Source organism: Aeromonas sp. Lyrl_2, from assembly GCF_051948815.1.
Taxonomy (GTDB): domain Bacteria; phylum Pseudomonadota; class Gammaproteobacteria; order Enterobacterales; family Aeromonadaceae; genus Aeromonas; species Aeromonas veronii.
In genome coordinates this window covers 1-22,101 of the sequence record NZ_JAYJLJ010000014.1, presented here as the reverse complement: position 1 = coordinate 22,101, position 22,101 = coordinate 1, and the positions used below count along the sequence as shown (strand labels likewise).

Annotated in this window: 23 protein-coding genes, 1 tRNA gene and 1 riboswitch; of the genes, 7 read left to right on the top strand and 17 right to left on the bottom strand. The window is 57.7% G+C overall.

What is annotated here, in order from left to right:
• Positions 1-105 precede the first annotated feature (105 nt).
• Complete coding sequence (gene mprF, locus VF684_RS13435) at positions 106-2,655, top strand: bifunctional lysylphosphatidylglycerol flippase/synthetase MprF (RefSeq protein ID WP_440174310.1); 2,550 nt, start codon at positions 106-108, stop codon at positions 2,653-2,655.
• A gap of 11 nt (positions 2,656-2,666) precedes the next feature.
• A complete protein-coding gene (locus tag VF684_RS13430) occupies positions 2,667-3,389 on the top strand; it encodes an AcvB/VirJ family lysyl-phosphatidylglycerol hydrolase (RefSeq protein ID WP_376898496.1) in 723 nt (240 codons plus the stop codon).
• A 330-nt stretch (positions 3,390-3,719) separates the two neighbouring features.
• On the opposite strand, the gene VF684_RS13425 is transcribed toward VF684_RS13430, so the two are convergent.
• Positions 3,720-3,807 (bottom strand) — tRNA-Ser (locus tag VF684_RS13425).
• Between the two features lie 134 nt (positions 3,808-3,941).
• A complete protein-coding gene (locus VF684_RS13420; protein ID WP_082628315.1) occupies positions 3,942-4,397 on the bottom strand; it encodes a YbjN domain-containing protein in 456 nt (151 codons plus the stop codon).
• Between the two features lie 158 nt (positions 4,398-4,555).
• Here VF684_RS13420 and VF684_RS13415 point away from each other — a divergent pair, with 158 nt between their 5' ends.
• The gene (locus tag VF684_RS13415; RefSeq protein ID WP_376898498.1) at positions 4,556-5,893 is read left to right on the top strand and encodes a flavohemoglobin expression-modulating QEGLA motif protein; all 1,338 of its coding nucleotides are present in this window, start codon (positions 4,556-4,558) and stop codon (positions 5,891-5,893) included.
• Between the two features lie 91 nt (positions 5,894-5,984).
• On the opposite strand, the gene VF684_RS13410 is transcribed toward VF684_RS13415, so the two are convergent.
• Together VF684_RS13410 and VF684_RS13405 are read right to left on the bottom strand one after the other, a co-directional pair.
• A complete protein-coding gene (locus VF684_RS13410; protein ID WP_005351181.1) occupies positions 5,985-6,566 on the bottom strand; it encodes a thymidine kinase in 582 nt (193 codons plus the stop codon).
• 91 nt (positions 6,567-6,657) lie between these two features.
• Positions 6,658-8,238, bottom strand: a complete 1,581-nt coding sequence (locus VF684_RS13405) for a Na+/H+ antiporter NhaC family protein (RefSeq protein ID WP_234663915.1) — start codon at positions 8,236-8,238, stop codon at positions 6,658-6,660.
• 88 nt (positions 8,239-8,326) lie between these two features.
• Positions 8,327-8,498: riboswitch (Lysine riboswitch) on the bottom strand.
• Positions 8,499-8,801: 303 nt separating this feature from the next.
• On the opposite strand from VF684_RS13405, the gene VF684_RS13400 reads away from it, so the two are divergent.
• Positions 8,802-9,206: an H-NS family histone-like protein gene (locus tag VF684_RS13400; RefSeq protein ID WP_376898501.1), complete on the top strand. Its 405-nt coding sequence runs from the start codon at positions 8,802-8,804 to the stop codon at positions 9,204-9,206.
• Between the two features lie 69 nt (positions 9,207-9,275).
• Here the strand turns inward: VF684_RS13400 and VF684_RS13395 are convergent, their stop codons facing one another.
• The 5 genes from VF684_RS13395 to VF684_RS13375 all read right to left on the bottom strand — a co-directional run bounded on the left by VF684_RS13395 (position 9,276) and on the right by VF684_RS13375 (position 12,164).
• The gene (locus VF684_RS13395; RefSeq protein ID WP_376898503.1) at positions 9,276-9,851 is read right to left on the bottom strand and encodes a cob(I)yrinic acid a,c-diamide adenosyltransferase; all 576 of its coding nucleotides are present in this window, start codon (positions 9,849-9,851) and stop codon (positions 9,276-9,278) included.
• A complete protein-coding gene (locus VF684_RS13390; RefSeq protein WP_005337126.1) occupies positions 9,848-10,078 on the bottom strand; it encodes a DUF3820 family protein in 231 nt (76 codons plus the stop codon). The genes VF684_RS13395 and VF684_RS13390 overlap by 4 nt, the downstream gene beginning before the upstream one ends.
• 1 nt (position 10,079) lies before the next feature.
• The gene (queE, locus tag VF684_RS13385) at positions 10,080-10,751 is read right to left on the bottom strand and encodes a 7-carboxy-7-deazaguanine synthase QueE (RefSeq protein WP_069527953.1); all 672 of its coding nucleotides are present in this window, start codon (positions 10,749-10,751) and stop codon (positions 10,080-10,082) included.
• A gap of 61 nt (positions 10,752-10,812) precedes the next feature.
• On the bottom strand, positions 10,813-11,520 hold the full coding sequence (gene queC, locus VF684_RS13380; protein WP_139442046.1) for a 7-cyano-7-deazaguanine synthase QueC: 708 nt from the start codon (positions 11,518-11,520) through the stop codon (positions 10,813-10,815).
• A 20-nt stretch (positions 11,521-11,540) separates the two neighbouring features.
• Complete coding sequence (locus tag VF684_RS13375; protein WP_139442045.1) at positions 11,541-12,164, bottom strand: tRNA-uridine aminocarboxypropyltransferase; 624 nt, start codon at positions 12,162-12,164, stop codon at positions 11,541-11,543.
• Between VF684_RS13375 and rrtA the strand changes: the two genes are divergently transcribed.
• The gene (gene rrtA, locus VF684_RS13370) at positions 12,163-12,756 is read left to right on the top strand and encodes a rhombosortase (protein ID WP_162838995.1); all 594 of its coding nucleotides are present in this window, start codon (positions 12,163-12,165) and stop codon (positions 12,754-12,756) included. The genes VF684_RS13375 and rrtA overlap by 2 nt on opposite strands.
• On the opposite strand, the gene pyrF is transcribed toward rrtA, so the two are convergent.
• From pyrF to cmk, 6 genes are all read right to left on the bottom strand, one after another.
• Entirely contained in the window at positions 12,731-13,432 is a 702-nt protein-coding gene (gene pyrF / locus VF684_RS13365; RefSeq protein ID WP_139442044.1) for an orotidine-5'-phosphate decarboxylase, read from the bottom strand. The two genes, rrtA and pyrF, sit on opposite strands and share 26 nt — an antisense overlap.
• An 18-nt stretch (positions 13,433-13,450) precedes the next feature.
• Positions 13,451-14,617, bottom strand: a complete 1,167-nt coding sequence (gene lapB / locus VF684_RS13360; RefSeq protein ID WP_139442043.1) for a lipopolysaccharide assembly protein LapB — start codon at positions 14,615-14,617, stop codon at positions 13,451-13,453.
• Between the two features lie 9 nt (positions 14,618-14,626).
• Entirely contained in the window at positions 14,627-14,911 is a 285-nt protein-coding gene (locus VF684_RS13355) for a LapA family protein (RefSeq protein ID WP_005337143.1), read from the bottom strand.
• A gap of 158 nt (positions 14,912-15,069) precedes the next feature.
• Positions 15,070-15,354 carry an integration host factor subunit beta gene (ihfB, locus tag VF684_RS13350; RefSeq protein WP_005299934.1) on the bottom strand — a complete coding sequence of 95 codons (285 nt, stop codon included), beginning with the start codon at positions 15,352-15,354 and terminating at the stop codon, positions 15,070-15,072.
• A 92-nt stretch (positions 15,355-15,446) separates the two neighbouring features.
• Complete coding sequence (gene rpsA / locus VF684_RS13345) at positions 15,447-17,117, bottom strand: 30S ribosomal protein S1 (RefSeq protein WP_005337148.1); 1,671 nt, start codon at positions 17,115-17,117, stop codon at positions 15,447-15,449.
• A gap of 94 nt (positions 17,118-17,211) precedes the next feature.
• The gene (gene cmk / locus VF684_RS13340) at positions 17,212-17,904 is read right to left on the bottom strand and encodes a (d)CMP kinase (protein WP_019444698.1); all 693 of its coding nucleotides are present in this window, start codon (positions 17,902-17,904) and stop codon (positions 17,212-17,214) included.
• 248 nt (positions 17,905-18,152) lie between these two features.
• On the opposite strand from cmk, the gene ribA reads away from it, so the two are divergent.
• Positions 18,153-18,746, top strand: coding sequence for a GTP cyclohydrolase II (ribA, locus tag VF684_RS13335; protein ID WP_139435482.1), 594 nt, complete (start codon positions 18,153-18,155; stop codon positions 18,744-18,746).
• 70 nt (positions 18,747-18,816) lie between these two features.
• Here the strand turns inward: ribA and VF684_RS13330 are convergent, their stop codons facing one another.
• Positions 18,817-19,773, bottom strand: a complete 957-nt coding sequence (locus tag VF684_RS13330) for a LysR substrate-binding domain-containing protein (protein WP_139435484.1) — start codon at positions 19,771-19,773, stop codon at positions 18,817-18,819.
• 63 nt (positions 19,774-19,836) lie between these two features.
• Entirely contained in the window at positions 19,837-20,712 is an 876-nt protein-coding gene (locus VF684_RS13325) for a LysR family transcriptional regulator (protein ID WP_005351154.1), read from the bottom strand.
• A 95-nt stretch (positions 20,713-20,807) separates the two neighbouring features.
• Here VF684_RS13325 and VF684_RS13320 point away from each other — a divergent pair, with 95 nt between their 5' ends.
• Entirely contained in the window at positions 20,808-22,031 is a 1,224-nt protein-coding gene (locus VF684_RS13320; RefSeq protein ID WP_139442042.1) for an MFS transporter, read from the top strand.
• The last annotated feature ends 70 nt before the right edge of the window (positions 22,032-22,101 follow it).

Here is a 22,101-nt window from a genome sequence, read left to right as displayed (position 1 = left end):
CATCTCTTCCCGAAATTTTCCTGACGAGCGCCTCCCTCGTCCAAACCGGATCCACGACCCGGCTCCCCCTTTGCGGGAAACGGTCAATGACCACAGGAACATGGCATGTGGCGTCATCTGCTTAAATGGCTCGGCCCCTTGTGCAGCTTGCTGCTGCTCGGCACCGCACTGACCGTGCTGTATCACCTGACCCAGACATGGCACTGGCACGATATTCGTTTGGCCATCTGGTCCCAACCCCTGCCGCGACTGGCGGGCGCCCTGTTGCTGACCCTGCTCAGTTATGGTTGTCTCTGCAGCTATGACATGCTGGCGCTCCATGCGCTGGGCAAGCTCCTTCCCTGGCAACAGGTCAGCATCACCTCCTTTATCGCCTACACCTTCTCCAACACCCTGGGATTTGCCCTGCTGACCGGCACCTCGGTACGCTATCGCCTTTACTCCGCACTGGGGCTCGCCACCGGAGAAGTGGCCCGCGTGGTGCTGTTCTGCTCCATCACCTTCTTCCTCGGCCTGCTGGCGTGGGGAGGTGGCGCCCTACTGACCTGCGATGTATCACAGTTGCTGCCTGACTGGCCGCAGTGGGCAGATAGCCTGCTCAAGCTGGCGGGCATGATGGCTCTGCTGTTGGTGGCCTGCTACCTCTGCTGGCCCACACACCGTCTCTCCTGGCGCGAACACAGCCTGATCCTGCCCGGCTTCAAGGTTCGTCTGTTGCAACTGTTGGTCGCGCTGGCCGACTGGATGGCCGCCGCCGCAGTGCTGTTTGTGCTGTTGCCTGCAGATAGCGTCCCCTACCCCGTGCTGCTCAGTGCCTTCGTGCTGGCCAGCTTCCTCGGGGTGCTGGCCCACGTGCCGGGCGGGATTGGGGTGTTCGAAGCGAGCATGAGCCTGTTGCTGGCTAACTATCTGCCAACCGACAAGCTGCTCGCCTCGCTGCTGCTCTATCGCTGCATCTATTACCTGCTTCCCTTTCTCTGTGCCCTGCTGCTCTTTGCGAGTCAGGAGATGCTGCAACAAAAAGCGCGCTGGCAGCGGCTACAGGGGCTGATGAGCGCAGTGCGCGAATTTCTGCCTGCCCTTATCAGCATGGGCACCTTCGCCGCCGGTAGCCTGCTGCTCTGCTCGGGGATGATCCCGACCATGCGCAGCCACATCGAGGTGTGGCTGCAAGTGCTGCCGCTCCACCTGCTGGAGCTCTCCCACGTGCTCGGCAGCGTGAGCGGTATCCTCCTGATCCTGCTGGCTCGCAGCCTCTATCGCCGTCACGACGCCGCGTTTCGCATCACCCAGCTGCTGCTGGCTCTGGGTATCGCCTTCTCCCTGCTCAAGGGGGGGGACTGGGAGTCAGCCCTGCTGCTCGGCAGCTTCCTGCTCATCATGACTCCCTGCCGCTCTCTTTTCTATCGCAAGGGGTCGCTGCTCTATCCCCAGTACACCCCGGGCTGGCTCATCTCGGTCGGCGCCGTGCTGCTGGGGGCGCTGTGGCTGCTGCTCTTCTCCTACCGTCAGGTGGAGTATGACCACGCCCTCTGGTTCCACTTCTCGCCCCACGGCGGGGCTGCCCGCGGCCTGCGCGCCATGGGGAGCGTGGTGGCCGTGCTGGCCGTTGCCGGGGTTGCCCAGCTGCTTGCACCGCTGCGCGTGGTCGGTGAAAAGCCGGACAAGGAGACGCTGGCGCGCGCCCACGAGCTGGTGGTGCGTGAAGGGGGGATCCACGGCTATCTGGCCCAGCTACAGGACAAGTCCCTGTTGTTCCACCCCGCCGGCGACGCCTTCCTGATGTATGGCATCGAGGGCAACAGCTGGATTGTGATGGGTGATCCCGTCGGTCGCCCCGAGCAGATCGAAGAGCTGCTCTGGCAATTTCGCGAGCGATGCGATGAGCACGACGCCAATCCGGTCTTTTATCAAGTCTCGGCCCGCTATCTTCCGCTCTATCTGGAGCTGGGGCTGATCCCCTTCAAGCTCGGTGAAGAGGCGATGGTCGATCTGGCTACCTTCGATCTGGCTGGCAGCCGGCTGCGCAACCTGCGTCAGAGCCATGCCAAGGGCAAACGGGAAGGGTTGACCTTCGAGGTGGTCGAGGCAAGTGCGGTGGCCCCCCTGCTGCCCAGGTTGCAGAGCGTCTCCGATAGCTGGCTGCAGAGCAAGATGGGCAAGGAGAAGGGCTTCTCGGTCGGCCGTTTCGAGCCTGACTACCTGACCTTGAGCCCGGCTGCGCTGGTGTGGCACGAGGGGCAAATCGTCGGCTTTGCCAACCTCTGGGTGAGCGACAACAAGGAGACGCTCTCCATCGATTTGATGCGCTACAGCCTGGATACCGGCACCGCCCCCATCATGGATTTTCTCTTTGTCGAGCTGCTGCTGTGGGGCAAGGCGCAGGGGTACGCCAGTTTCAATCTGGGGATGGCCCCCATGTCCGGCTTCAACGATCACCCGCTCAACGGCTACTGGGCCCGCCTTGGCAATACCCTGTTCGTCCGTGGCAGCCGCTTTTACAACTTCCAGGGGCTCAGACGCTACAAGGAGAAATTTTCGCCCCACTGGGAACCCCGCTACCTGCTCTGCAGCAGCAAGCTGGTACTGCCCAGAACCCTGACTCACCTGATCACCCTGATTAGCCGCGGCCCGCTGGGGCTGATCAAGAAATAGGAGCATGGCCAATGAGAGCCTTGATATTGCTGTTACTCAGTCTCGTACTGCCCGTTTCGTCGTTTGCGGCGCACGCCGCCCCGGTCAAGGATGACCTGAGCCTGATTGAGCTGCCGGTCAAGCAGCCATCCGATGCCCCCATGGTGATCTTTCTCAGCGGCGATGGCGGCTGGGCAGCCCTCGACAAGGGATTGAGCGCCCAGTTTCAGTTGCACGGCATGCCGGTCGTGGGTTGGAGTTCCCTCACCTACTACTGGAAGCAGAAAACCCCGGAGCAGGTGACCGCCGATCTGGAGCGGATCCTCGATGATTATCAAACTCGCTGGCAGCGCCCCCGCTGGTTGCTGGTCGGTTTCTCGTTTGGTGCCGAGATTGTCCCCTTCGTCATCAACCGGTTGCCGGAGCACTATCGTCAGGGATTGGTCGGGGCCGTGATGATCTCCCCCTCCACCAGCTCGGATTTCGAGATCCATGTCAGCGACATGCTGACTCACAAGGCCCGCAGCTACCCGACCGAACCGCAAGTGAAGACCATCCGCGACCTGCCGATGCTCTGCCTGCAAGGTGCCGATGACGATGACGACGACCGTCTCTGCCCCCGTCTCAACCAGCCCAACGTCACGACCGTCACCCTGCCGGGAGGGCATCATTTTGACGATAACTACCCCCAGCTCTATCAGGCCATCACCAAGCATCTGAACCTGCCACCGGATCCGCAGACCGTGGAGCGTTAATCGGTATCCGGTATCCGGTATCCGGTATCCGGTATCCGGTATCCGGTATCACCATTAAATGCCTTATAAACTCCAATCAAGACAAATCAGTGAGTAATGAAAAGGGCCTCTCTTGCGAGAGGCCCTTTTACTGAATTCGACGGAAAGTTTGACAGGAACAAGCTTGGGTATGGCGTCAAGCTCAGTGCGGCTTTTCACTGCGATTGACCAATCGGCTCAGCCAGATGCTGCGCTATCAAGAACGAAGATTTGCAGTCCTATACCAGCAACCACGTTGGGATTGCGCTAGAAAGCAAAAAGCCCTGATGTTTCCATCAGGGCTTTGCAATTTGGCGGTGAGGGAGGGATTCGAACCCTCGATACGTTGCCGTATACACACTTTCCAGGCGTGCTCCTTCAGCCACTCGGACACCTCACCAAATTTTGGTCTGTGGTTTAACGTGTTCAGCCAACACGGTGTTCGCTGCGCTGTTGCGCTGGAACGGGGCGTAATTTAGGGGAAAGCCCCGCCCGCGTCAACGGCTTTTTTCGTCTGGCGAACCGTTCGAACACTTAATGCACAGATTCCGGAGCAACCTGGATTTCCGCCAGGTTGAGGAAGCCGGAACGTTCGCATTCGGCAACCAGTTCGTGGGTGGCAGCGATGGTACTTTGCACGAACAGCAGGAACTGCTCGACGCTGAGTCCGGCCTTGGTAAAGACGGTGTGGCCGACAACCAGCCGCGGCAAGTTGTCATCGATGATATCGAGGAACACCTTGAGGGAGGGGTACTGCATATTGAGTCGGCCCAGTTCGGCGACCAGCGGCAGCATGGCGGAGGGGCGCACTTCCAGCTCGGAGGAGAACAGCAGGCCTTCCTCTTCCACGAAGATCCGGCTCTCCTGAATACCATCGACCGACTGCAAAGAGACAATGTGGATACCGTGACACTGGTCGCAGACATAGTGCTCGATACGAGCCTGTTGCAACCAACGCATTATCATTTCGGAGCTGGGGATATTCATCATTTCCACGACAAGATTGAGATCAAGGGGCGCAGTCTAAACCAATTTGCTATCAACAAAAAGCACGCCAACCCGATAACCCTGCGGCTCGCTTCTTTTTGGCAAGCGCTATGCATATACTCAGCCAAATCCACGACGACGCTTGCCCCACAGGGGGCCCCATGACCATCCAAGAAAAGTATCGCCTCCATCTGAAATCACTCTCGGATGAGCTGCTCACCCTGCAAAAACCCATCCGGATTCTGGATGCCATCAAGTGGCCACGCCATCTGCAAGAGCGCTTTCTGGCAAGCGGTGGCAGAGAGCTGCCCGCTATCGACAGACACTTCTATGATGCCCTCCCCCTTGGCTTCGATCCGCGCAACAAGTATCTAGAGCTCAAGGAGCTGCGGGACAGGATCCGCAGAAAACTGGGGCCACATGACGATCTTGGCCGGATCCTGCAAGAGACGGTCGATCAGTACATGGTGGTGATCGAGATGCTGCGCCAGCGCGGCCAACCCGATTTCCAGCGTTACAGCCAGCTGCTTTATGGCTCTGCCAGCGATCACCTGCGCGGGGATCGCAAGACCCTCAAGGAGCTGGGCGCCCGCCTGTGTGACATCTTCTCCCTGCCCGGTGCGCGCCATCTGGTGCGCCCCTACCCCAAGGAGTTCGAAGGAGAAGCGGCAGTCGCCAAACTACAGGGCAAGCTGTCGAGCTACTTCAGTGACGGCACGGTGCAAGTGAAGCTGAGCGATGGCATCGTCTCCGACGCCGCGGCCGGTGGTGACTACATCAAGCTCAACTCCCACGCCCGTTTCTCCGAGCTGGACTTGCAGGTGCTGGAGGTACACGAGGGGTGGGTGCATGTCGGCACCACCCTCAACGGTCGCCAGCAGCCCTATGCCACCTGGCTGAGCGCCGGTTCACCGCGGATCACGGCGTGCCAGGAAGGGCTGGCAGTATTGATTGAGACCCTTACCTTCAGCTCCTTTCCGGATCGGGCCAAGCGCATCTCCGATCGGGTGATGGCCATCGACATGGCCGAGCGGGGCGCCGATTTTATCGAGGTGTTTCAGCACTTCGTGCAGCAGGGCACCAGCGAGCACGACGCCTACAAGATCACCCAGCGGGTCTTTCGTGGCGGTATGGTGGGCGGCGGCGCCTGCTTTACCAAGGATCTCTCCTACGTGCGTGGCTATGTGGAGACGGTCAACTTTATCCGCAGCGCTGTGCTGGAAGGGGTGCCCGAGATCCTGCCGATGCTGTTTGTCGGCAAGGTAACGCTGGATGATATTCCGGTGCTCTATCAGCACTATCTGGAGGGGCTGATCGCCGCTCCCCGCTATTTGCCGCCGATGTTTCGCGATCTCACCGGCCTCTATGTCTGGTTCGGTTTTGCCTCCGGCATGTCACTGGTCGATATCGGCCGGGTACAGCACCATTTCCGCCAGCTATTTCAACGCCTGCCGGTGGCCGACCCCATCATTGCGCCGGTGGATATCGAGATCGACTGAACCGCAGAGAAGCAAGCTGGGGAAACAAGCAGGAAAAGAAAAAGGGCGCCAGATTGGCGCCCTTCTCGACTATTCAAATATCACAATTGGGTTACTTGTAGGCCCGACCTTCCAGATAGTGCTTGCGGCAGAGCGACACATAGCGATCGTTACCACCGATCTCCACCTGTTCGCCATCGCGCATCACCTGACCCGCTTCGTTGACCCGGGAGTTCATGTGGGCCTTGTTGCCGCACCAGCAGATGCTCTTCAGCTCTTCAAACTTGTCGGCCAGACAGAGCAGATGGTAGGAACCCGGGAACAGCTCGCCGCGAAAATCGGTCTTGAGGCCATAGGCCATCACCGGAATATCCTGCTCATCGACGATGCGGGCTAACTGGTAGACCTGCTCACGGGTCAGGAACTGGGCCTCGTCCACGATGAAAACATCGATATGTTTCTTCGCATGGCGCGCTTTCACCATTTCAAACAGATCACAGCTGTCGCTGAACACGTCCACCTTCAGTTCAAGGCCTACTCGGGCACTGATCACCCCGACCCCGAAACGGTCATCGATGGCTGGCGTCATCGCCAGAGGATGCATGCCCCGCTCCAGATAGTTGAAGTGCGCCTGAATGAGCTGGGTGGATTTGCCTGAATTCATGGTGGCAAATTTGTAGTGCAGTGAAGCCATGATACTGTTCCGAAACTGAATTTATGGGGCGCATGCTAACCAAAGCCCCTGACAAAACCAAGGGGCCCGCGGGCCCCTTGCTCTATAAATGTTACGCGGTTGCCAGAGCTGGCCGCGCTTTGGCCTTTTTCAGGTGATAGCTGGTAAAGAGCACGAACCAGAGGGCGCTGACGCTAAAACCGGCCAGGCTGGAGTGCATCACCCCCATCGCCAGGTAACCGATGGCCGCACCGAAGGCGATGGCCAGCGCATAAGGCAGCTGGGTCATCACGTGATCGATGTGATGGCAGCCGGCGCCGGTGGCAGAGAGGATGCTGGTGCTGGAGATGGGTGAGCTGTGATCCCCGAATACCGAGCCTGCCAGTACCGCGGCCAGCATCGGCAGCATCAGGCTGATGTCACTGGCGGCGGCCATGTCACCGGCCAGCGGCAGCATGATGCCGAAGGTGCCCCAGCTGGTGCCGGTGGCAAATGCCATGGCACAGGAGAGGATAAAGACCACGGCGGGCAGCACTTCGATCGGCAGGTTGCCGTTAGCCAGCGAAGCCAGGTACTTGCCGGTCTCCACATCGCGTACCACGGCACCTATGGTCCAGGCAAACAGCAGGATGTTGATGGCTGGCAGCATGGCCATGACACCTTGCGGAGCCGCCTTGATCCAGTTCTTGGCACCCAGCTTCAAGCGCATGGCCAGACCGATGGAGACCACCAGACTGCACAGGGCACCGTAAACCAGCGAAGAGCCGACGTTGGTGTTTTCGAACGAACCGAGCACGCTGAAGGGCAGCCCTTTCTCGCTCAGCACCGCAGCACCGGAATCGATCATGAAATAGATGGTGGCGGCGGTCAGGGTCAGGATCGGCAAGACCATGTCAATCATGCCGCCGTTGCTCTCCTCCGGGCTCTCCATATCCAGACCGATGGGGCGCCCCTTGGACTCATCCCACAGCTTGCCTTCCAGCGCCCACTCTTCGTGTTGACGCATCGGGCCGATATCGAGTTGGAATGCAATCACCACCAGCACCATGATGAGGGTGAAGACGGCGTAGAGGTTCATCGGGATCATCTCGACAAACGCCGCGATGGGGCTCTGCTCGGTCAGACCGTGGGCCGCCATGATGCCGCCAACCAGGGCGATGATATAGGCGCCCCAGGAGGAGATGGGCATCAGCACGCAGACCGGCGCCGCGGTGGAGTCCAGCAGATAAGCCAGTTTGGCGCGGGAGATCTGGAAGCGGTCGGTGACCGGACGGCAGATGGCCCCCACCGACAGGCTGTGGAAGAAGTCATCAATAAAGAAGGCAAACACCATCATGCCGGTCAGCGCTTTGGCGCCCTTGCGGGTCTTGGCACGACGCTCGGCCCACTCGGCAAAGGCACGGGTCGCCCCGGAGACACTCATCAGGCTGATGAGGCCGCCCAGCAGCAGCATAAACAGGATCATGTTGACGTTGTCACGATTGAGCGCGCCATCGACCCAGAAGATCTTGAGCACGGTATTCAACATGTAATGCAGGGAGTCGAGAGGTGAAAACTGATTGAGCAGCAAACTGCCGGTAACGATGCCCACACCAAGGGACAGCAGCACGCGGCGGGTCATGATCGCCAGCGCAACAGCCAACAGAGGGGGAAGTACGGACCAACCGGAGTCGGCGAAATGACTAATGTCCATGATCTCTTTGCACCTAAAGATTACAGGTGGAGATCTACCGAGAGGATCTAAAGAAACAAAACCTATGGGGAGGTCATACTCCTCAGCCCCTTCAGGTAGCGCTCCATAGTGGATGACTATGGCAGTCCTGCACCTATTAGATGCAGAACCAGCAGCCCGGTATGATGGCCTGGCCACTTCGGCGCTGACTCCTTTCCTTGTGCATCACAGGCATCACCCTCCGCACAAATACTCATAGGCAGCGCGCCTCTACTTAAAGGTATTCGCCAAGCATTTTATCGAGATGGCAGCTTATAGCAAGTTTTTTGATTAAATAGTCATGATAAACATATCAACGTCTGAAAATGGTAGTCAAATGATGCAGCAACGCCAGCTTTGACGCTATTTTCACCTACTGCGGCTTCATTGGCATCCAACCCCTGTTACCTATTGCTGGCCATATTAAATATCTGTATTGATGATCGCCACGGATATAATATTTAACCCGGCTTGACTTATTTAAATCGCCAAGCAAGAATCAGCTGGAACATAATATTTTTCTCTGACTCGACGTGGTAACTCCTATGAATGAATTTTTAAAGGTACTGCTTAATATCCGCAGTCTGCGTGCGACCTGCCGTGAACTTTCTCTGGAACAACTGGAAGAGGCACTGGAAAAACTCTCTGCTATCGTTGCTGAACGTCAGCAGGATGAAGCTGCCGAGCGTCAGGCCCGTGAAGAACATCTGCGGAAAATTAACGAATATAGCGAAATGCTGAAAGCCGCCGGTATTGACCCGGCAGAATTGGTAAGCGCTGTCGCCACCAACCCCGCCAATTCAGAAAAAGCCAAGCGGGCACCACGTCCGGCCAAATATCGCTATCAGGATAATGGCGTAGAGAAAACCTGGACCGGCCAGGGTCGTATGCCTTCGGCCATTGCCAGCGCAGTGGCAGCAGGCAAATCACTGGAAGATTTTGCTATCTGACAGCGCTTGCGTTGCGAATAAAAAACCTCGCCAAGGCGAGGTTTTTTATTGCCGCTTAAATATTAAACATCAGATTGCTGATTGCGGGCGGTCTGCAGCCTTTACCCACAGCTCTTCACGATCCCCTGCCACGCAGATGAGATAGCGGGCAACGGTAAAGAACCAGTCACTCATCCGGTTCAAATAGGGCAGCACCTCGGGATTAACCCGCTCTTCCCGGCTCAATGTCAGCAGCAAGCGCTCGCAATGACGCACCAGAGTACGCACCACATGCGCTTGCGCCGCGGCACGGGAACCACCCGGCAATATAAATTGGCGCAGCGGTGGCAATGGCTCACTATAACGATCTATCTGCTGTTCAAGGCGAGTGGTCCAGGCGGCATTAACTTGCCAAATCGATTCATTCTGGGCGTTGCTGGAGAATGCCAACTCCCCCCCCAGATCAAACAACTCCTGTTGCAACAGCTGTAAATCAGCCAATAAGCCGACCTCTCGCGACGGGACGTCACAAATCAGCAAGCCAATATGGGAGTTGAGCTCATCGATATAACCGTAGGTCTCGACCCGCAAATGATCCTTTGGCAACTGGATACCATCGGCCAGCCGGGTCATGCCCTTGTCGCCCTGCCTCGTATATATTCTCATACCGACATCCTGTTAATAATGGGAATAATCATGGACTCGAGTCCATTGAGTTTGATTTCGTAAGCCAGCGCCAGCGTCTGGCCCAATTTACCCGCCGGAAAACCGCTGCGCGCCATCCACACCAGATAGGGCTCGGGAATATCGATGATACGCCGCCCCTGATATTTACCGTAAGGCATCTTGTTGGTCAGGGTCAGCAGTACCTGTTCGTCGGATAGCCAATCCATATTAATCGATATCCAGATATTTATGAGTCTGGATTGAGAGTCGCCAGTTACGCGCGATACAGGTATCCATCGCCAATTGGGTGGCCCGTGGTTTCTGGCTGATCGGCTGCAAGGCAATGACCACGTCCGGGCGCAGGGTAGCGGTAGCGAGCAGCGCATCCAGCTCTTCAATATGGTGCTCGGTGGCCACCGGATGCTTGATCTCGTTGGCCCGCTCCAGCGCCGAGACCAGCACAGGCAGCCCCCCTTTCATGCCAATTTTGGGGGAGACGGTCACCCAGGTCTGCTCATGGGTCTTGATCTCGCTGGTGCCACTGGTTTCAATCTGCACCTGATAACCCGCCGCCAGCAGGGCTGACGAGAGTTCGTGCAGATCGTAGAGGCAGGGTTCACCACCGGTGATCACCACATGGCGCGCCTGATAACCCAGATCGGTAAAGCTCTTGATAATCTGCGCGGTGCTGAGTTGGCTCCAGCAATCGGATTCGTTGGAGCGATCCAGCACCGCCGCCTTACCCACTTCTCGAGCCGGATCAACAACCCAGGTATGACGGGTATCGCACCAGGGGCAGCCCACCGGGCAACCCTGCAGGCGAACAAAGATGGCGGGCAGGCCGGTAAAGATGCCCTCCCCCTGGATGGTCTGGAAAATCTCGTTGATTGGGTAGTGCATCTCGATCACGGCTTGTTGCAAAAGTCGCGGATTATACCCCAAGCCACGACAAGACGCAGGCTCACTCTGCGCTTTTCTCGCCCAGCCCGGTTTTCTCAAACAGTCTGGCCATGATGCCCGCCTTGTCGGCCAGATAGTTGTTCAGGCCGCGACTGCGCAGTTCACACGCAGGACACGTGCCGCAGCCGTCACCGGCAATGCCGTTGTAGCAGGTCAGGGTCTGCTGGCGCACCGTGTCGAGGTGACCATAGTGATCCGCCAGAGCCCAGGTCTCGGCCTTGTCGAGCCACATCAAGGGAGTTTCAAAACGGATGCCGCGATCCAGCCCCAGCGACACCGCCTGATTGAGGGCCTTGACGAACTCGTCACGGCAATCGGGATAGCCGGAGAAGTCGGTCTCGCACACACCTGTGATCACCGCTTCGGCGCCCACCTGATAGGCATAGATGGAAGCCAGGGTCAGGAACAGGATATTGCGGCCCGGCACGAAGGTGTTGGGCAGCCCGTTATCCTGCAGCTCGCAGCTGACAGGAATGTCGTCACGGGTCAGGGCAGAGACCGCCAGCTCATTGAGCAGCGTCACATCCATCACCTTGTGGGCGGCAATCCCCAGTGCACTGCCCAGACAGCGCGCGGTGTCGATCTCTTCCCGATGGCGCTGGCCATAGTCGAAGGTGATGGCGTGCACTTCATCATACTGAGCCAATGCCTGCACCAGACAAGTAGTGCTGTCCTGACCGCCACTGAAAACCACGACTGCTTTTTTCATCTTGATAACTCCTTGAATTGTCACGCGCGGCGGCCTTCGGCAAAGTCCTGCCACTGGGTATTCAACCGGTTAAACAGGGTCAGCAAGGGCGCATAGTGCTCCGGCCTCCCCTCCCACCGGGACAAGAGGTGATAGCCCGCCTCTATGGTAGAGAGGGCATCGGGAAAGGGTTTCTTGCGAATGGCATATTGACCGGCAATGGCACCAATGCCGATGCGGGGCAAGCGGGCCAGTGTCGGGTTGCTCTGCAACATGCGATAGGCTTTGCGCCAGGTGCCGTCTAGCAAGATAAAGGCGACGGATGCGGAGCCAGAGGATTCACTCTCCCACTGTTGGCGAAGATCGGTCAGCGAAATGGCATCCTCATTCGGCCAAAGCAAATAATAACGACGGGATTGGTCAGCTAGCAGCACATTAAGCCACTCATCGCGGGAAAAGTCCTCCCCCACATGGATCTCGCACTGTTGCAAAGAGGCAGCCAGCAGCGCCGCAGTCCCCTTGGGATGTGCCACCTCGTTGGGGTGCTGCAAGATGTAGAGGGGCGTGTGATTGTCAACCGGCACAATATAATCGCACAGGCAGGCTTTGAGGGCTCGGGTGCAACGTGTACAGTATCGACTGTTCTTGTCGTTGGACTGTTTCATGTTGTCAGACAAATCTGGATTGCTCTGGGTTATCACGCTCTCTCTCACCAGCTTGCTACTCTTCTTTACCGTTCCCAATCTTCAGCTCTCCTTCGATCGGCCCTTGATCGCCGGGGGCGAAGGGTGGCGGATCATAACAGGCAATCTGGCTCATACCAATCTGTGGCACCTGCTGCTCAATCTGGGCGGCCTCGCCATCCTCTATAGCCTGTTTCGCGACTATCTGGGTGGGGCTCGCCTGCCGCTGCTGATGTTGCTGCTCTGGCTGGCAGTGGGCTTGGGGATCTGGTGGTGGTGCCCGCAGACCCAGTGGTACATGGGGCTATCCGGCTCGCTGCATGGTCTGTTTGTCTGGGGGGCAATGCAGGATATCCGCCACGGACGCCGCACGTCGGGCTGGCTGCTGCTAGCGGGGATGGGGCTCAAGCTGGTGATGGACTTCTACAACGCAGGAGAGAGCCCGATATCCACCCTGATCAATGCCAGGGTACACATCGGCTCTCATCTTATCGGGGCCGGTGCAGGCCTGTTGCTCGGCCTGCACCGCGTCTCACTGAGTGAGCCTGTTACGCACCAGCCAGCTCGGCATTGATGCTGGCCAGCATGGCGGCCGGATCGGCAGCCTGCGTGATGGGGCGACCGATAACCAGATAATCGGAACCCGCCTCGACCGCCGCTTTGGGTGTCATCACCCGGCGCTGATCCCCGGCCGCTGAACCAGTCGGGCGAATACCCGGGGTCACCAGCTTGAAATCGGCGCCCAGCAATGCTTTCAACTCATGGGCCTCGTTGGCAGAGCAGACCACACCATCCAGACCGGATGCCTTGGTCAGGGTAGCCAGCCGGATCACCTGCTCGGCCGGGCTTACATCCAGACCAAGAGGGATCATGTCGGACTGCTCCATGCTGGTCAACACGGTCACGCCGATAAGCAGGGGCGCCTTGTCGCCATAAGGCAGTAGCGCCTCTTTGGCGGCACGCATCATCCGCTCACCACCACTGGCATGCACGTTGACCATCCAGACACCGAGCTCGGCACTGGCTGCCACGGCTTTGGCAACGGTATTGGGAATATCGTGAAATTTCAGATCCAGAAAGACATCGAATCCCCTGGCCACCAGCTGGCGTACAAACTGCGGGCCAAACAGGGTAAACATCTCCTTGCCTACCTTGAGACGGCACTGGGCCGGAGAGATACGTTCAACGAACGCTAAGGCATCTGCCTCGTGCTGATAATCCAGCGCTACCAGTACTTTGGGATCTTGCATCTCACATCCTATTGCTTGTTATTCACCGTCCAGACCACGGATCGGCTTGATGGAACCCCACTGGCGACAAGACGGGCACTGCCAGAACAGCGAGTGAGTGGCAAAACCGCACTGTCGACACTTGTGGGTTGACTTGATTTTGATCTGCTCGCCGACCAGTTGTTGCAGCAGCTCGAGGCTCTCCTTGGCGGGTCCCTCTTCCGCACTGGCCAGCTGAAAACCCACCAGCTGGTAAAAACCTTTCATCGACGGATGACGACGCAGCTGACGCAGCACCAGCAAACGGGCCTGGCTCAGGCCATCACGCTCTTCAACCAGCTTGGCAAGGGCCAGGGTCACGCTGACGCCAGCGTGATCTTCCACTGCCTTCTCAAGCAGCGGGATCAATGCGGGCGTGCGGCCCAACTGCTGATAGCACTCGAGCAATTTGGGCATCGCCTCGGAGGCAAAGTCGATATCCTGCTCGAACACCCGCAGCAACTCCTTGCTGGCCTGCTCATACTCTCCATCTGCCATGGCGAGCTCAGCGAGGCGCAAACTGGCCCGGGCACAGGCCGGATTGATACCGAGCGCCCGTTTGAGCTTGGCCAGCCCCTCCCCTTTATTGCCCTCACGCAGCGCGATTTCAGCTTGCTCGCAATAGAAATGGGAGATAGGGTCGGCCAGCTTCTTGCCCTGGAATTTTTGCAGACGCACCGCCACATCGATGGCCTTGTCCCAATCCCGCAGTTGTTGATGAATGATCAACAGCTGTGCCAGCGCCGTCTCTTCATAGTCGCTGTCGTCACACAGCTCATTCCAGAGTGCCTCGGCCCTATCCAGCAGACCGGCAGCCAGAAAGTCGCGCGCCAGCTCCTGCAGGGCAAGCTGCCGCTGCTCCCGGGTCAGTTGGCGGGTCACCAGGTTCTGGTGGATCTTGATGGCACGATCGACCTCCCCACGCTGGCGAAACAGGTTGCCGAGGGAGAGGTGTGTTTCGATGGTTTCACTGTCCACCTCAAGCAGCTGGATAAAGAGATCCACCGCCTTGTCGGATTCATCGGACAGCAAATAGTTGAGGCCCGCCACATACTGGCGGGAAAACTGGTTACTCTGTTTCTGTGTGTCCTGGCGAACACTCCTGCGACCCATGTACCAACCATAACCGGCGGCGATGGGCAACAGCAGGAAAAGCAGTTCAAGCATTGAGGAACATTATTCCTTACCCGGTGACCGGGCCAGCTCCAACTCGCGGGATTGACGACGCATGGTGCGGTTGAGGGTGCGGTTTTGCATTTTCAGGCGCAGGAACAGCAGGCCGAATACCAGCCAGCCCAGCAAAAAACCGCCAGCGAAGAAGAAGCCCAACAGCATGGCAAGCGAAAACTCACCCTGAGCGATCAGGTAATTGAACTGAACCAGCTGGCCATTTTGTGAGCCCAGCGCCAGGGTCAGAACAAACACCAGCACCAGCGGAATGAGGGCCAAAATACGCTTCATAAGAGCTCCCTGTCAGTATCTAATGAGAGGCTGATTATCCTTAAAATCGCAGGCAGACTCTAGAGTGAATGGGAAAAGAGTTTAAGAAACAAGACGATTGGCACAGGAATCGGTGCCAAAAAGAAAAAAGGCATACCCGAGGTATGCCCATTTCTGCATTATTCAATGATGTTGACGCGCTCGCGCAACTCTTTGCCAGGTTTGAAGTGCGGGACATATTTCCCGGTCAGTTCAACCTTGTCCCCAGTCTTGGGGTTGCGGCCCACACGGGGCGCACGATAGTGCAGTGAAAAACTGCCAAATCCGCGGATTTCAATCCGGTCGCCGTTTTGCAAGGTCGACGCCATCTGCTCAAGGATCTCCTTGATGGCGGCTTCGACATCCTTGGCCGGCATATGCATGCGGCTGGCTGCCAGTTGTTCGATGAGATCTGATTTGGTCATAACGTTAAATCTCCTTCCCCGATCACATGCAATATTCATTTTGCCAGGATAAAAAAGGGCGGCGCAATGCCGCCCTTTTCTTGCATCAAGGATTACTCACCCTTGGCGGCTTTGAACGCTTCCATCATAGCATTGCTGAACACAACTTCTTCTTGCTGGTTCAGGTTATCGATAGCAACACGCTCATCAGCCTCGTCCTTAGCACGGACAGACAGGCTTACGGTGCGGTTCTTACGATCAACGCCCATGAATTTAGCTTCAACTTCGTCACCAACAGACAGCACCAGAGTGGCGTCTTCTACACGGTCACGAGCAGCGTCGGAGGCACGCAGGTAGCCTTCTACGCCGTCAGCCAGTTCGATAACGGCACCTTTGGCATCAACCTCGGTAACCTTACCCTTCACGATAGCACCTTTCTTGTTGTCAGCCAGGTACTTGTTGAACGGGTCTTCTTCGATCTGCTTGACACCCAGGGAGATGCGCTCACGCTCCGGATCCACTTGCAGAACAACGGCTTCGATCTCGTCGCCTTTCTTGAATTCACGCACGGCTTCCTCGCCCTGGTTGTTCCAGGAGATGTCAGACAGGTGAACCAGGCCGTCGATGCCGCCATCCAGACCGATGAAGATACCGAAGTCAGTGATGGACTTGATCTTGCCGGAAACACGGTCGCCTTTGGCGTGAGTTTCGGCAAACAGCTGCCACGGGTTGGATTTGCACTGCTTCAGACCCAGGGAGATACGACGACGCTCTTCGTCGATGTCCAGAACCATCACGTCAACCACGTCGCCAACGTTAACAACTTTGGACGGGTGGATGTTCTTGTTGGTCCAATCCATCTCGGATACGTGTACCAGGCCTTCAACGCCTTCTTCGATTTCAACGAAGCAGCCGTAGTCGGTCAGGTTGGTCACGCGGCCAGACAGACGGGTGGTCTCCGGGTAACGCTTGGCGATAGCAACCCAGGGATCTTCGCCCAGCTGCTTCAGACCCAGGGATACACGGGTACGCTCGCGGTCGAACTTCAGAACCTTGACAGCGATCTCGTCGCCAACGTTGACGATTTCGGAAGGATGCTTAACGCGCTTCCACGCCATGTCGGTGATGTGCAGCAGGCCGTCAACACCGCCCAGATCTACGAATGCACCGTAGTCGGTCAGGTTCTTGACGATACCCTTAACTTCTTGACCTTCTTGCAGGTTAGCCAGCAGGCTTTCGCGCTCGGAGGTGTTCTCGGTCTCGATCACGGCACGACGGGAAACAACAACGTTGTTGCGCTTCTGGTCCAGCTTGATGACTTTGAACTCGAGTTCTTTGTTTTCCAGGTGAGCGGTGTCACGGATCGGACGCACGTCAACCAGAGAACCCGGCAGGAAGGCACGGATGCCGTTCAGTTCAACGGTGAAACCACCCTTGACCTTGCCGTTGATGATACCGATAACGGTAGCTTGCTCTTCGTAAGCCTTCTCAAGCTGCAGCCAGGCTTCGTGGCGCTTGGCTTTTTCGCGGGACAGCTTGGTTTCGCCGAAACCATCTTCGATAGAGTCCAGAGCCACGTCAACGGTGTCGCCGACGTTGATTTCCAGCTCGCCCATGGCGTTCTTGAATTCTTCAGCCGGGATAGCGGACTCGGATTTCAGACCGGCGTCAACCAGTACAAAACCGTTCTCGATAGCAACGACAGTACCCTTGACGATGGAACCTTGACGGGTTTCAACGGCGTTCAGGGACTCTTCAAAGAGTTGAGCAAAAGATTCGATCATTGTTTATGTCACAAATGAAACATCCACTTGCAATCCGGCACAAGCGGGGCTGTTTTAAATAATCTGCGCCATCCTTGGTGCAGACGACCGGATGTCAGCTTGCGCTGGCATCACCAAGTTGTTGCTCTGCATAGGCGAGTACTGTTGCCAGCACTTCATCTATGGTCATGGCGGTAGAATCTACCACCAGAGCATCTTCTGCCGGTTTCAGGGGTGCAGTAGCGCGATTTCTGTCGCGATCGTCACGTTCCCGAATCTCGGTTAAAAGACGCTCAAAGTTAACATCAAAGCCCTTATCTTGCAACTGCTTATAGCGACGCTGGGCCCGCTCTTCGGCACTGGCGTCGAGGAAAATCTTCACCTCGGCCTCGGGGAAAACAACTGTGCCCATGTCACGACCATCGGCAATCAGACCCGGGGCCTGACGAAAAGCACGCTGACGGCGCAACAATGCTTCGCGCACCCGGGGGAAGGCGGCGATTTTACTGGCAGCATTACCCACTTCTTCGGTGCGGATGGTGCGGGAGACATCTTCCCCTTCCAGGATCACCTTGACCAGATCGCCCTCAACCTGAAATTGCACATCCAGATTGGCAGCCAGTGGCACCAGTGAGGCTTCACTGTCCAGCTCTACATCGTGATGCAGGGCGGCCAGGGACAACACCCGATAGATGGCGCCCGAGTCCAGCAAGTGCCAACCCAGCTTCTCAGCAAGCAGCTGACACAAGGTGCCTTTACCTGCACCACTGGGGCCATCAATTGTCATTACGGGGGCCATCTGAGGCATAACTTCTCTCCTGCACTGTGTTGCTCCCATCCCGAAGGGGTGGGTTAATAGGCGCCGATTATACCCGAATGTGGTGAGCCTGGCAGTCATCAATCCGCACAAAGGGCCAAAACTCCGACGGACAGCTGTGCTTGTATCTCATTTGGAGATTTCATTAAGCAATGCAGGGACTTGTTCTTATGGTCGTTCCTGACAAGGCGCGCTAAACTGGCCCCCTTTTTTGAGCCGTTAGTAGTAAGGAGCAACCTATGAGCAGCGTTACCCTCGTGGCCCAATCCAAATTGCCAACCCCTTGGGGCACCTTCACGCTGGTAGGTTTTCAGGAAACCGGCACAGGCAAAGATCACGCCGCACTGGTGATGGGCGACATTACCGGTGACGAGCCCGTGCTGGGCCGGATCCACTCAGAGTGCCTGACCGGCGACGCCCTGTTCAGCCTGCGTTGTGACTGCGGTTTCCAGTTGCAGGCGGCCATGGAGAATATCGCCAAAGCCGGTCGTGGCGTGTTGCTGTATGTGCGTCAAGAGGGCCGTGGCATCGGCTTGCTCAACAAGATCCGCGCCTATCACCTGCAGGATCAGGGGGCCGATACCGTGGAGGCCAACGTAGCCCTTGGTTTCGCCGCCGATATGCGCGACTACACCATCTGCGCCGATATGCTCAAGCAGCTTGAGGTCAAGTCTCTCAAACTGATGACCAATAACCCGCGCAAGATGAAAGCGATGGAATCCTTCGGTATTCCGGTGGCCGAACGGGTACCGTTGCAGGAAGGGCGCAATCCCCACAACGAGTTCTATCTGTCGACCAAGGCCAACAAGCTGGATCACATGCTCAAAAAATGAGCCTGCATTGACGAATACCGGATACTCAAACGCCTCCCAACTGGAGGCGTTTTTCTTGGGACGACCCTAGCTATCGCTGTGGTACGGTCAGATTGGCCAGCAGAGCTTCAAGCTCTTCGCCAGTGCGGGCCGCGCAGTATTGATCGACCCGCTCGTGGGTCAATTGCGGCGCGAGACGTTCAATCAGATCGTAGAGATAGCCACATAAAAATGCCCCTCTGCGCAACCCGATAGCGGCCACACCGCCTGGTAGCCAGGGCGCCGTTTTGAGCACCAGATCGCCATCGCGCTGGGGCTCCCAGGCAAAGGTTGCCATCACCCCTATACCAATCCCTTGTCTGACATAGGTCTTGAGCACATCGCTGTCGCTCGCACAGCAGGCGATCCGGCTCTCAGCATGAGCGCAATCAGTGCTATAAGCGGCAGAGAGCGCCCTTCCGTCAGTCACTAGCGCAAACTCCACCAGCTCGGCCGGGGTCAGCGATGGTGCTTTGGCCAACGGATGATCCTTGGGCAGCACCAAGCCCCGTTGCCACTGAAAAGAAGGAAGCATGAGCAGATCGCTCCCCTCCTCCGGTTCATCGACAAGCAGCAGATCGGCAGCGCCATCATGTACGGCTGCGCGGCACTGCGCCGCACTCCCCTGCATCACAGTTACGGCAACTTTGGGAAAGCGGGCCATGAAACCCTTGAGGATGGCGGGCAGAATATAACGGGCTTGCAGATGAGTAGCGGCAATGGTGAGGGTTCCCTGCTCCGGATGCACATGCTGCCTGGCCATGACCTTGATGGTGGCGACCTTGTCCAGCACCTCGGCGGCCACTTTGATCACGTCCCGACCTATGGGGGTGATCTGGGTCAGGTGTTTGCCGCTGCGCTCGAAGATCTGGATCCCCAGCTCATCCTCCAGCATCCGCACCTGTTTGCTGATCCCGGGCTGGGAGGTAAAGAGGCTCTCGGCGGTGGCCGACAGATTCAGCCTGTGGTTCGCCACCTCGACGATATAGCGCAATTGCTGCAATTTCATGGTGTAGCCCTCAAGCGAACCCACCGTTAATAGTAACAAACTTTCAGCAATGGCCCGCCGCCATCAGGCCGGGCGCTCCTTGAGTAGGAAATCACGCAAGGCACGGTTGGCCATGGAGAGCGGATCGCCACGCCGCCACGCCACGCAGAGATCGAGATAGATAGGCGGGTCGAAGGGCACGCCACTCAGATCCGGCTCCTCTTCCAGCACCATCCGCAAGAAGGTGGTCACAGCAAAGCCTTGCCGCACCACCGCCTTGAGCAGAGGGATAAGATTGCTCTCGAAGGCGATATCGGGTTCGACGCCCAGGCTCTGGGCCAGCGCCTCCATATGCTCCCGGTGGTAGAAACCACGGCGAAACAGCGCCAGCTCCTGAGCGAAAAACTGAGAGAGGGTGACGGCCGATGCGCCACGCAAGGGGTGATCGTCCCCCACCACCATCAACATCTCTTCACTCAGCAGATGTGCCCCCTCGATGGCGGGGGGGAGATCACTGGTGATGAGAATGGCGAGATCGAGGGAGCCATCCACCATCCGGCTGAGCAGCTCACGGGTGCCGGCCTCTTCGACCCGGATCTTGAGGCCGGGATAGCGATGCTTGAAGGCCATCAGACGAGGGGGGAAATAGTAGGAGCCCATCATATAGGGGATCCCGATCCGCACTTCCCCCCGCTCCAACCCCTTGAGCTCGGCCATCTCGGCCTCGGCCTGATGCATCTGCAACAACAAGCGCTCGGCATGGCGACAGAGCACCTCTCCCTCCGGGGTGAGCCGTACCGCCCGGTCCTGTCGATCAAACAGCCGCAATTCGAGCTGCTGCTCCAGCTTGGCGATTGCCATGCTGATGGCCGGCTGTGCCACATGCAGACTGTTGGCTGCCTTGGTAAATGAGCCGGCATCCCTGACCGCCAGCAGATAGGTGAGCTGTTTTAGATCCATGTATCAATTCATCTTATGAGTTGGATAACTTAAATATATTATATTTATAACCGAAAGGACTCTACCCTGACCAAAAGTAGTCAGGACAATACGCAATGATTGAAGTTGGAAGTCGCGAGTGGATACGTGCAACCCTGGCCCTCAGCCTGGGCTCTTTTCTGGTGTTTCTGAACCTCTACCAGACCCACCCCCTGTTACCCCTGATTGCCGAGGTCTTCTCGGTCAACTCCCTCTCGGCCAGCTGGACCCTGGCAGGATGCACTGCAGGCCTCGCCGCCTCCCTGCTGATCTGCGCCAGACTGGCGGATCGCCATGGCCGTCGGCAGGTCATGCTGGGTACCCTCACCCTGGCGATCCTGCTCTCACTGTTGATCCCGCTGGTTGAGCAGTTTGGCACCCTGCTGCTGCTACGCATCCTGCAGGGCGCGCTGCTGGCAGGACTGCCCGCGACCGCGATTGCCTATATGGGGGAAGAGTTCAGCAAACGGGCGCTGCTCTCGGCGGTGGGGGTCTATATTGCCGCCAACTCCCTCGGTGGCATTGCCGGTCGAGTGGTCGGCGGTCTGTTGGCGGGCTGGTTTGGCGACTGGCAACATACCTTTCTGGGGATTGGTGTGATCAGCCTGTCACTGCTGCCGCTGGTCTTCTGGCTGCTGCCCCATCAGACCCGCTTTGTGGCGAGCGCCCCCGTTCGCGGCCAATTTGCTCGCGCCTTGCAACAACACCTGACCAATCCCTTGCTGGTAGGGGCTTACCTTATCGGGGGGCTCAACTTTATGGTGTTTCTGAACCAGTTCAGCTATCTCACCTTCCTGCTGGCCAAGCCCCCCTTCTCCCTGCCCACGCAGTGGCTCGGCATGCTGTTTCTCACCTATCTCTCGGGGACTGTAGCCTCCTCCTTGAGCGGCCGCTTTGCCAACCGCTGGGGAGCACAACGGATGCTGCTAGTGGGGATCGCGCTGATGGCTATCGGCAGTCTGTGGCTGCTGCAGGGCAGTCTGCTCGGGATCCTGAGCGGCTTGCTGATCTCCAGCTTCGGCTTTTTCCTGGCACACGCCTGCGCCAGTGCCTGGGTCGGTCATCATGTCGAACACAACCGCGCTCTCGCCTCCTCCCTCTATCTGGTGGCCTACTATCTGGGTGCCAGTCTGGGTGGGCTTTACCTGCACCCCTTCTGGGAGCAAGGCGAGCTGGGCGGTCTGGTCATGGGAATTGAGCTGGTCCTCATCCTGACGGCAGGCTTGAGCCTCTGGCTCGGCCGTCTCAAGCAGCGAAGCCAATCGCCACTGCCCGCCCAGCAACCCCACCGACACGGGTAACAGGCTCAGCGCAAACAGGGTCACCCACGAGCAGATGGCGATCTCGCAACCCAGCACCGCCAGATAACAA

Coding starts and splice junctions, on each gene's coding strand:
- mprF (WP_440174310.1), top strand. CDS start 106: ATGTGGCGTCATCTGCTTAAATGGCTCGGCCCCTTGTGCAGCTTGCTG.
- ihfB (WP_005299934.1), bottom strand. CDS start 15,354: ATGACCAAATCAGATCTCATCGAACAACTGGCAGCCAGCCGCATGCAT.
- VF684_RS13325 (WP_005351154.1), bottom strand. CDS start 20,712: ATGGATCTAAAACAGCTCACCTATCTGCTGGCGGTCAGGGATGCCGGC.
- VF684_RS13410 (WP_005351181.1), bottom strand. CDS start 6,566: ATGGCTTCACTGCACTACAAATTTGCCACCATGAATTCAGGCAAATCC.
- queE (WP_069527953.1), bottom strand. CDS start 10,751: ATGCACTACCCAATCAACGAGATTTTCCAGACCATCCAGGGGGAGGGC.
- VF684_RS13405 (WP_234663915.1), bottom strand. CDS start 8,238: ATGGACATTAGTCATTTCGCCGACTCCGGTTGGTCCGTACTTCCCCCT.
- lapB (WP_139442043.1), bottom strand. CDS start 14,617: ATGCTTGAACTGCTTTTCCTGCTGTTGCCCATCGCCGCCGGTTATGGT.
- rpsA (WP_005337148.1), bottom strand. CDS start 17,117: ATGATCGAATCTTTTGCTCAACTCTTTGAAGAGTCCCTGAACGCCGTT.
- VF684_RS13320 (WP_139442042.1), top strand. CDS start 20,808: ATGATTGAAGTTGGAAGTCGCGAGTGGATACGTGCAACCCTGGCCCTC.
- queC (WP_139442046.1), bottom strand. CDS start 11,520: ATGAAAAAAGCAGTCGTGGTTTTCAGTGGCGGTCAGGACAGCACTACT.
- VF684_RS13330 (WP_139435484.1), bottom strand. CDS start 19,773: ATGAAATTGCAGCAATTGCGCTATATCGTCGAGGTGGCGAACCACAGG.
- VF684_RS13400 (WP_376898501.1), top strand. CDS start 8,802: ATGAATGAATTTTTAAAGGTACTGCTTAATATCCGCAGTCTGCGTGCG.
- cmk (WP_019444698.1), bottom strand. CDS start 17,904: ATGCCTCAGATGGCCCCCGTAATGACAATTGATGGCCCCAGTGGTGCA.
- pyrF (WP_139442044.1), bottom strand. CDS start 13,432: ATGCAAGATCCCAAAGTACTGGTAGCGCTGGATTATCAGCACGAGGCA.
- rrtA (WP_162838995.1), top strand. CDS start 12,163: ATGTTGTCAGACAAATCTGGATTGCTCTGGGTTATCACGCTCTCTCTC.
- VF684_RS13395 (WP_376898503.1), bottom strand. CDS start 9,851: ATGAGAATATATACGAGGCAGGGCGACAAGGGCATGACCCGGCTGGCC.
- VF684_RS13430 (WP_376898496.1), top strand. CDS start 2,667: ATGAGAGCCTTGATATTGCTGTTACTCAGTCTCGTACTGCCCGTTTCG.
- VF684_RS13415 (WP_376898498.1), top strand. CDS start 4,556: ATGACCATCCAAGAAAAGTATCGCCTCCATCTGAAATCACTCTCGGAT.
- VF684_RS13375 (WP_139442045.1), bottom strand. CDS start 12,164: ATGAAACAGTCCAACGACAAGAACAGTCGATACTGTACACGTTGCACC.
- VF684_RS13420 (WP_082628315.1), bottom strand. CDS start 4,397: ATGATGAATATCCCCAGCTCCGAAATGATAATGCGTTGGTTGCAACAG.
- VF684_RS13390 (WP_005337126.1), bottom strand. CDS start 10,078: ATGGATTGGCTATCCGACGAACAGGTACTGCTGACCCTGACCAACAAG.
- VF684_RS13355 (WP_005337143.1), bottom strand. CDS start 14,911: ATGAAGCGTATTTTGGCCCTCATTCCGCTGGTGCTGGTGTTTGTTCTG.
- ribA (WP_139435482.1), top strand. CDS start 18,153: ATGAGCAGCGTTACCCTCGTGGCCCAATCCAAATTGCCAACCCCTTGG.